This window comes from Stenotrophomonas sp. GZD-301 (assembly GCF_049310345.1).
In the GTDB taxonomy this organism is placed as follows: Bacteria; Pseudomonadota; Gammaproteobacteria; order Xanthomonadales; family Xanthomonadaceae; genus Stenotrophomonas.
In genome coordinates this window covers 131,470-140,257 of record NZ_JBMOWY010000028.1, presented here as the reverse complement: position 1 = coordinate 140,257, position 8,788 = coordinate 131,470, and the positions used below count along the sequence as shown (strand labels likewise).

Sequence of the window (8,788 nt, the reverse complement as noted above, 5' to 3'; positions counted from 1 at the left end):
ATGGCAGCGGCACCCAGCAGTGGGTGATCGACGACACCACCGGCCAGCTGCGCACGCGCCTGCAGACCTCGCTGGCCGACAGCCGGCTGGAGCTGGGCTACCTGATCGACCACAGCGACACCCGCCGTGGCGCGCTGCGCGGCCAGGGCTTCGAGCTGGCCACCCACGGCTGGGGCAACGTGCATGCCGGCCAGGGCCTGCTGCTGTCCACCAGCGCCCGCCAGGACGCCACCTCCACGGTGCTGGACAGCCATGAGGCGGTCGAGCAGCTGCGCGCTGCCGAGCGGGCGCTGGAGGCGATGCACGACACGCTGCAGAAGCAGGATGTGCCGCCGCTGGGCGCACTCACCAGCACCGCCCAGCTGCGCGCCAAGATCGACCCGACCGCCGAGGGCAAGTACGGCAGCCAGGTCAACGGCCAGTCCGGCATGAAGCCCGGCGGCGGGCGCAGCCCGGGCCAGGACCCGGTGGAGCGCTTCGCCGCCCCGCTGCTGCTGGCCGACTCGCCGGACCGCATCGTCTGGACCACCCCGGCCAGCGCGGTGGCCTACGCCGGCCAGAACCTGCAGATGACCGTGCAGCAGGACCTGCAGGTCAGCGCGGGGGAAACCGTGTCGGCAGTGGCCGGCGAGCACGTGGCGCTGTTTGCGCAGGCCGGGCCGGTCAAGGTGATTGCCGCCAACGGCCCGGTGAGCCTGCAGTCCAACACCGGCGAACTGGAACTGCTGGCCGACCAGGCCATCACCGTGACCGCCACCGACGACCGCATCGACATCCTGGCCCAGCAGAAGGTGGTGCTGCAGGCCGGCAACAGCGCGATCACGCTGGAGGGCGGCAACATCACCTTCAGCTGCCCGGGCACGTTTACCGTCAAGGCCGGGCAGCATCCGTTCATGGGCGGGGAAAGCGGTGCGGCCGGTATCGACGCGCTTCCGCAGGGCACTGTGAACGCAGCGCGCAAATTCCCCTTCTCGCGCTAAGGACAGCCGATGATCATCAGTCCCCCGTTCCTTCCGCGTGCCAACGCGCAGACCGAAGACGCCTATCTCGACGCGGCGATGCCCGAGCACGCGCATGGTCGCTATCCGCTCAGCCACAAGCTGGCCTGGCATGGTGGTCTGCACCTGACTGCCCCCGCGCGCGGCAACGGTCGCGAGCCGGTGCGCTGCATCGCCGACGGCACCGTCGTGCATGTCCAAGCCGCCACGGCGCGCCCCGCCGATGCCGCTGCCGTGGATGCCCATGCGCTGGGCTACAACGGCTGGACGGACAACGGCTGCGTGGTGATCCGGCACGACACCGAGATCGGCGCCACGGCCCAGGGCGCAGGGGTGCAGGTGCGCTTCTACTCGATCTACATGCACCTGGGTGAAATCCGCAACACCGTCAGCGCCGGCCAGGCCATCCTGCGCAAGGCCGAACTCGGCACGGCAGGCAGCTTCGAAGGCACTGCCAACAGCCTGCATTTCGAAATCATCTGCGACGACGACAACCTTGAGCGCCTGATCGGACGCCGATCCGGCCAACTGAACACCGGCGCGAACGGACGCACGTCGAGCATCTTCGGCGAGATGTTTTTCCACATTCCGGCCGGCACCCAGGTGTACGCCGCCCGCCCCGGCTACACCGCCGCCGCCGGCACAGCTGGCGCGGCACTGGCCGAGGAGCTGTTCGTGGGCATCGCCTACACCCGCGGCGACGCCGTGGTGACCAGCTACCGCGCCGACGGCACCACGCTGGCGGCCATTCCTGCCGAAACGGATGCGGCATACGGCCTGTACCGGGAATCCGGGCGGGTGGTACAGGCATACCGAACCGCGCGTGCGCCGGTGGTACCGAGCCAGAGTGCGGTGTATGAACTGCTGCGCTACGGCCGCATCGTCGGCCCGGATGCGCTTACCCCTGCCACGGTCCCCCACTGGCGGCAGATCGCCACTCCGACGGGACGGGGCTGGGTCAACCTCAATGCCACCAACGTCCACAAGTTCAGCGATGCCGATGCGCCGCACTGGGCCGGATGGGACATCGTGGAAGACACCGTCGGTGGCGACAGCCGCTGCGATGTCGCCACGCTGCGCACCCTGCTGGATACCAATGGGGATGGCATCACTACCGAAGCCGAAGCGCAGGCGCGCCTGGCCGACCCGGCCGTGCGCGCCAAGCTCAAGCGCATGATCTGCAAGTTCCCCACCGAGTGGCACCGTGGCAATGTCGCCAGTCGGTGGCAATGGCTCACCCGCGAGGGACCCAATGGGCCGGCGCAGGCGAACAGCCTGTCCAGTGGCACCTATCTGAATGCCACCAGCTTCCCCGCCTTCCAACGCTACGCCGAGGCGCTGTGTTTCTGGGAAGCGGCCAACACCGGCCTGCCCGAAGCCCACTGGCACTTCAATCCCAAGGAATTCATCCGCCTGTTCCGCCGCTGCGGGTGGCTCAGCCAACCCGAACTGGCGAAGATCTATCCCAACAGGGCGATGTACACCGATGTCGGCCAGGATCCCGATGCGGTGAAGGAGCGGTACCGTCTCAGCATCAACCGCGTGCTTAGAAAGTACCTGCTCAACACGCCGCTGCGGATGTCGCATTTCTTTGGACAGGCGGCACAGGAATCCTATTTCTTCATGGTCGTGCGGGAAGCCGCCATCGGCATCGCCGCGGCGCTCAATGGCAACCACATCTCGATCCAGAGCGAAGCCAACGGCTACCTCCAGATCACGCCTGCCAACCAGCAGCAGCTCCGCTACTTCGCCGTCCGCGGCCAAGGGGGCTACTACGAAGGCCGCACGGGACTGGGGAACACCGATGCCGGTGATGGCATCAAGTACCGTGGTCGTGGCATGAAGCAGCTGACCGGCCGCTACAACTATTCCGAGTACTGGGTGTTCCGTGGCTGGCTGGACCGCAGCACCTTCCACGCGCAGTGGTTCAACAATGGCACCCCCGGTCCGGTCATCAACAACCCGCAGATCGCGGCTGAAGATCCCTACAATGCCGTGGACACCGCGGGCTTCTACTGCGCGAAAACCAACATCCATCGCGCTGCAGATGGCGGCGCGACGGCGCAGGCGTCCAATGCGGTCAGCGCGCTGGTCAACCCCGGCGAACGACCGCCTGCGGCGCGACGTTCGAACGAAACCCTGTCTTCCTATCGGGTACTTGGCGATGATGCGTAAGAAGTATGTTTCGTGGGCACTGCTCGCCCTGATCACCAGCACCGCCGCCGCGTGTGCGCAGACGCCTGCCGGAGCCATCCGGATCAAGGGCGACCATTTCGTCTACCCGCAGCAGCAGGCCGAAGCGAGCATCAAACTGGGGCCGTCGCTGGACGCCTGGAACGTCAGCTGCGACAAGCGCCACGCACTGGTATGGGGCCGCGCATGGGACCAGATCAAACCGGGCGACGCACCCTACTCCAACCTCTATCTGCTTGACCTCGACAAGGGCGCGATCGTTGCCCATGTCACTGTCAGCAGCGGCCCCTACGAGACGGGATTCAGCCAGGACCAGACCCTGGTCCGCATCGACGACCGGATTCTGCGCCAGGCCGACGGCACGGAGGTCGATCCTCCGCCGGCGTTCCACCCGGAAACCTGCGCGCCGTTCGCCGGCAAGAGCAGCGAGTGAAATGTTCCTTCGCCGGGTGGCATTGCTTCTGTTGGTAGGTGCGTCCGGCACCGTGGGCGCCGACGGTGCCGCAGCGCCGGATGCTGCCCACTACACGCGGGTGCGCAACGCCGCCCTGGGCGCGGGGCAGCCCGACACGCTGTGCGAGAACATCCTGGTGAAGCGTCGCACGGTGGGCGTGCATTGCCGCTCCGCCAGCGCCTCGCTGCTGCAGGCACTTGGGGTATCGGTCTCCTCGACAGACGCCAGCGGTGCGGCAGCAGAGCGTGGAGTGACCTTCGCCACCGGCATGGGCCAGTACACCGGCACGCCGCGCACGCTGCACGGCCGCGATGGATTCACCGCCGAGGTCGACTGCGACCCCGGCAACGGCCCGGTCTACCGGGCCACGGCAACCTGCTGGCCACGGTGTCGTTCGACGGCGCCGCCCGCTTTCACTACGCAGAGCTCACGCTGCGCGACCACACCACCGGCACCCAGGTGCTGACCACCGATGCGGCGCTGGCCATCATCGACGCCTTGGAACAAGGCGAAACACCCGAATCAATGGACTGATCATGAAACTCCGTACCCCCCTGCTGCCGGCGCTCGCCTGCGTTGCGCTGCTGGCCGCCTGCAAGGACCCGCCGGCCGACCCTGCGACACCGGCACCGCGCCCCGCTGCCGGCGCGGTAACGCCGTCGGCGCCCGCCGCGACCACGCTGGTCCATCTCGCCGAGATCGACGCCGCCACGCTGCAGGCGCTGGGCGTTAGCGCCCCGCTGAAGACCGTGCACTTCCGCGACAGGGACGGCGAAGCGCTGCTGGTGCTGGACCGGGTCGACAGCCAGGCGCCCGATACCGGCGACGGCGAGACAATGGACGTCGCGCTGCTGACCGCCACGCTCTACCGGCGCGCCGACGCCTCCACGCCGTTCGCGGAGCGCTGGCGCAGCGAACACCGCACCGAGTGCCCCGGCCTGGACCTGGAAGCCGCCTATTTCCTCGACAACGCCGAGGCCACCGATCTTGACGGCGACGGCGTGGCCGAACTGACCCTGCCCAGCCACGCCTTCTGCGGCGGCGGTGTGGACCCGCACCAGATCGTGATCGAGCTGCGGCGCGGCGATGATCGCTACCGGGTGGAGGGCGAGTCGCTGGTAGCCATCGACGGCGAGGCGCCGTTCGGGGGTGAACGGACCAGCAGCCCGTCCTACGCCGCCGCACCGGCGGTGTTCCGCCAGCACCTTGATACGGTCTGGCAGGCGGTGCACACCCTGCCCGGCCGCGAGTCGGACGGCGGGCCGTAGCCCGCACGGCCCGCTGTCAGCCGATCACGATGTAGTCGCTGACCAGCGCGGTGCCCTTGTGCGGACCCGGTGTGAGGTGGACGTAGCGCCCGCCGATCTGGTCGATGGCGATGCAGTCGTCCACGTCCAGCACCGCGTCGGTGTGCGGCTTGAACCAGGCCGCGTCGCGCAGCGCCTTGGCCTTCTGGCGGGCCTGCGCCGCATCGGTGGCCACCAGCAGCCGGTAGTCGTGCGCCTCGCCCAGCGAGCGGGCGACGTAGCCGCCGAGGTTGATGAAGAACAGCCGCGGCTCGTCTGCGGCCGGCGCCGTATCGACAAAGGTGACCTTGTAGTCGTCCACGCCATCCACCGCCAGCCAGCCGTCGATGTGCAGACCCTTGGCCGTGCCGAACCAGTCCTGGCGCAACTGCGGGTAAGCGTCTTCGATGCGCGCGACGTTGGCGAAGGCCACGTCGTGGACCTCGATGCGGGCGCGGTCATGACGGCCGCCCAGCATGAATACATGCAACATGTCCGATCTGCTCCTGCATCCCACCCGCGCGGCGGGCGGCCATTGTACCCACGCGGCGTGCGCCCGCCGGTGTTGCGCGTCATCGTGTCGCGCCCGTCCACGACACGAAACTCGCGGCGGCAGTGGTATCGTCGGCGCCCGAACCCGCAGGAGCCACACCCATGCCATCCCTCGCCCGTCGCGCCGCCCTTCCGCTGCTTGCGCTGTGCAGCGCCGCGGCACTGAGCGCCTGCGTCAGCTCCCCCGGCCCGGCGATCACCGGTCCCGGCCTCTGCGATGCCAGCGGCCTGGGCTGGTCGGTCGGCCACGTCGCCGATGAAGCCACCATGCGCCGCCTGCTGCTCGAGAGTGGCGCCGGCCTGATCAACCCGATCGGCCCGGCCACCATCACCTCCAAGGACCTGCGCAGGGACCGCCTGCGGGTGTTCATCGACAAGGACAACATCATCACCGCGGCACGCTGCGAGTGATGCTCCGGCTGCGGGCGCTCAGTGGCGCCCGCAGTCGTGCCCGCCCCAGTGCGCGCCGCGCGGGGTCTGGCCAATGCCGGGGTTGAACGCATTGCTGGGATCCAGCGTGCGGTAGAACGCCGCCAGGGGCGGCTTGGCCGGGTACAGATGGCCCACGTTGTGCTCGGCCGGATACTCGGCCCCGCGCCGGTCCAGCAGCGCCCACATCGCATGTTCGATCGCCAGCGGATCTTCGCCCCTGCGCACGATGTAGTCCTGGTGGAACACATGGCACAGGAAGTGCCCGTAGTAGAGCTTGCCGGCCAGGCGTGCGTCGAGGTCCGGCGGCAGCTGCTCCACCCAGTGGCGGTCGTCGCGGCGCAGCGCCACGTCCAGGGCCACGATGTCCTCGACGTCGCGCCGGTGTACCTCGCGGTAGCGCACGGCGGCGCCCGCCACGGCGAAACGATGCAGGAAGGCCTTGCGCCCCTCCTCGGCCGTGCACTGGAAGAAATCGCCTTCTCCGCCGGCGAAGTGATCGCGCAGGAAGGTCGCGGTCGCCGCGGCATCCGCCGCCGATACCTTGAGCAGCAGATGGTGCTCGTAGCGCGCACGGAACTGCCCCATCCGCGCCGGCAGGTGGCCAGGCAGGCAGCGCATCGCCAGCTGGATCGCGCGGTCGGTGACGCCGCGCAGGCCCAGGCTTTCGAACCAGCCATCGATGCGGCTCTTCAACGCGAAGGCGGCCGGCACGCGCCCCGTGCCGAAACGGTCGATCAGCAGGAAGGTGTCCTTGCCGTAGCGCTCGCCGATGTCGTACGCCTCGCGGTGCAGGTATTCCCCGGAGATGGGCAGGCGCTCGAACGCGGTCAACAGATGGCGGCGGATCGCGGTGAGATCCTCCATCGCGTTGCTGCCGATGTAGAACACCTCGCCCGCCTCGCGCGCGAAGGTGTCCAGGCGCACCGCGAAGACCGCCAGTTTGCCGGCCGAGCCGGACGCTTCGTAATGACGCGAGGGATCGGCGTTGTAGCGCGCGGGGGTGGCCGCATCGACCTGACGCACCTGCTCGGCGTAACGCGGGTCCGACGCGGCGCGGCTGCCACCGTTGTCGACGTCGCCCGGCGTGTAGTCGCCGCGCTGCAGCCGCTCCAGGATCCGCTCGGGGATGTCGCCCAGTTCGATGCCAAGGTGGTTGACCAGGTGCAGCTGCCCGTCCGCATCGACCTGGGCGAACAGCGCCATCTCGGTATAGGCCGGTCCGCGGCGGACCAGCGAGCCGCCGGAGTTGTTGCAGACGCCGCCCAGTACCGACGCCCCGATGCACGATGACCCGATCACCGAGTGCGGTTCGCGGTCCAGCGGCGCCAGCGCCTGTTCCAGCCGATCCAGCGTAACGCCGGGCAGGCAGACCACCTGGTGCCCGTCGTTGAGCAGCTGGATGCCGGTAAGCCGCAGCGTGTTGACGATCACCACCGGGCGGTCGTACTCGGCGCCGTCGGGCGTGGAGCCGCCGGTGAGGCCGGTGTTGGCCGCCTGCATGATCACGATGGCGTTGGCCGCCACGATTGCCTGCAGGGCGCGCCATTGTTCAAGCAGCGTACCAGGACGCACCACCGCCAGCACCGGCCCGTCCCCGAAGCGATAGCCCTTGCGGAAGCGCCGGGTCGGCTTGTCGCCGGACAGCACATGCGCAGCGCCGACGATGCCGCGCAGCTGTGCCAGCAGCGCCGTCGTGTCCTGCGATGCCGCGCTCATGGGGCGACCGCGAGACGACGGCTGGCGTCCACCAGCGAATCGCGGCTGATGTCGGCGATGGTCCTGGCGCCGGTCAGCGTCATCGCCACGCGCATTTCCTTGGCGATCAGGTCCAGCAGGTTGGCCACGCCGGCCTCGCCGTGCGCGGCGAGCGCATACACGAACGCGCGGCCGAGCAGCACGCTGTCCGCGCCCAGCGCGAGCATGCGCACCACATCCAGGCCGTTGCGGATGCCCGAATCGGCCAGGATCGTCAGCTCGCCCTTGACCGCATCGGCAATGGCCGGCAATGCCCGTGCGGTGGACAGCACACCGTCCAGCTGGCGGCCGCCGTGATTGGAGACCACGATGCCGTCGGCGCCGAAGCGCACCGCATCGCGGGCGTCGTCCGCATCCAGAATGCCCTTGATCACCATCGGGCCGGTCCAGAACTCGCGGATCCATTCCAGGTCTTTCCAGGAGATGGACGGGTCGAAATTGTTGGCCAGCCAGCCGATGTAATCGGCCAGGCCGGTGGGATGGCCGCGGTAGGCCGAGATGTTGCCCAGATCATGCGGGCGGCCAAGCAGCCCCACGTCCCATGCCCAGCGCGGATGGGTGGCGGCCTGCAGCATGCGTCGCGCCGGCGCATTGGGGCCGCTCATGCCGGAATGCGCGTCGCGGTAGCGCGCGCCCGGCGTCGGCATGTCCACCGTGAACACCAGCGTGGTCACGCCCGCGGCCTTGGCCCGCTCCAGCGCGTTGCGCATGAAACCGCGGTCCTTGAGCACGTAGAGCTGGAACCACATGGGCCGGTCGATGGCCGGCGCCACCTCTTCGATCGGGCACACCGACACCGTGGACAGCGTGAACGGAATGCCGCGGCTGGCCGCCGCCTTCGCTGCCTGCACCTCGCCGCGGCGTGCGTACATGCCGGTCAGGCCAACCGGGGCCAGCGCCACCGGCATCGCCAGCCGCTCGCCGAACAGCTCGGTCTCCAGGCTCAGCTCGGCCATGTTGCGCAGCACGCGCTGGCGCAGGGCGACGTCGGCCAGGTCGGCGACATTGCGTTTGAGGGTGTGCTCGGCATACGCGCCGCCATCGATGTAGTGGAACAGGAACGGCGGCAGCCGCCGCTGGGCGGCCGCGCGGTAATCGGTGGAGGCGGAGATGATCAT

General features: G+C 69.0%; 9 protein-coding genes. 6 read left to right on the top strand and 3 right to left on the bottom strand.

What is annotated here, in order from left to right:
* The 5 genes from ACO6VK_RS07920 to ACO6VK_RS07900 form a co-directional block, all read left to right on the top strand.
* The coding region (locus ACO6VK_RS07920; RefSeq protein ID WP_422506343.1) for a DUF2345 domain-containing protein at window positions 1-980 on the top strand (980 nt) is incomplete at its 5' end.
* A 9-nt stretch (window positions 981-989) separates the two neighbouring features.
* Window positions 990-3,173 (top strand): hypothetical protein, encoded by a 2,184-nt coding sequence (locus ACO6VK_RS07915; protein WP_422506342.1) that lies wholly within the window; start codon window positions 990-992, stop codon window positions 3,171-3,173.
* On the top strand, window positions 3,163-3,624 hold the full coding sequence (locus ACO6VK_RS07910; protein WP_422506341.1) for a hypothetical protein: 462 nt from the start codon (window positions 3,163-3,165) through the stop codon (window positions 3,622-3,624). The genes ACO6VK_RS07915 and ACO6VK_RS07910 overlap by 11 nt, the downstream gene beginning before the upstream one ends.
* Window positions 3,625-3,646: 22 nt before the next feature.
* A complete protein-coding gene (locus ACO6VK_RS07905) occupies window positions 3,647-4,111 on the top strand; it encodes a hypothetical protein (RefSeq protein WP_422506340.1) in 465 nt (154 codons plus the stop codon).
* 70 nt (window positions 4,112-4,181) lie between these two features.
* Window positions 4,182-4,913 carry a M949_RS01915 family surface polysaccharide biosynthesis protein gene (locus tag ACO6VK_RS07900; protein WP_422506339.1) on the top strand — a complete coding sequence of 244 codons (732 nt, stop codon included), beginning with the start codon at window positions 4,182-4,184 and terminating at the stop codon, window positions 4,911-4,913.
* Between the two features lie 16 nt (window positions 4,914-4,929).
* Here ACO6VK_RS07900 and ACO6VK_RS07895 read toward each other — a convergent pair whose 3' ends face one another.
* Complete coding sequence (locus tag ACO6VK_RS07895; RefSeq protein ID WP_422506338.1) at window positions 4,930-5,424, bottom strand: DUF1543 domain-containing protein; 495 nt, start codon at window positions 5,422-5,424, stop codon at window positions 4,930-4,932.
* A gap of 161 nt (window positions 5,425-5,585) precedes the next feature.
* Here ACO6VK_RS07895 and ACO6VK_RS07890 point away from each other — a divergent pair, with 161 nt between their 5' ends.
* The gene (locus tag ACO6VK_RS07890) at window positions 5,586-5,894 is read left to right on the top strand and encodes a hypothetical protein (RefSeq protein WP_422506337.1); all 309 of its coding nucleotides are present in this window, start codon (window positions 5,586-5,588) and stop codon (window positions 5,892-5,894) included.
* An 18-nt stretch (window positions 5,895-5,912) separates the two neighbouring features.
* On the opposite strand, the gene dld is transcribed toward ACO6VK_RS07890, so the two are convergent.
* Together dld and lldD are read right to left on the bottom strand one after the other, a co-directional pair.
* Window positions 5,913-7,631, bottom strand: coding sequence for a D-lactate dehydrogenase (gene dld, locus ACO6VK_RS07885; RefSeq protein ID WP_422506336.1), 1,719 nt, complete (start codon window positions 7,629-7,631; stop codon window positions 5,913-5,915).
* A complete protein-coding gene (lldD, locus tag ACO6VK_RS07880; protein ID WP_422506335.1) occupies window positions 7,628-8,788 on the bottom strand; it encodes an FMN-dependent L-lactate dehydrogenase LldD in 1,161 nt (386 codons plus the stop codon). The genes dld and lldD overlap by 4 nt, the downstream gene beginning before the upstream one ends.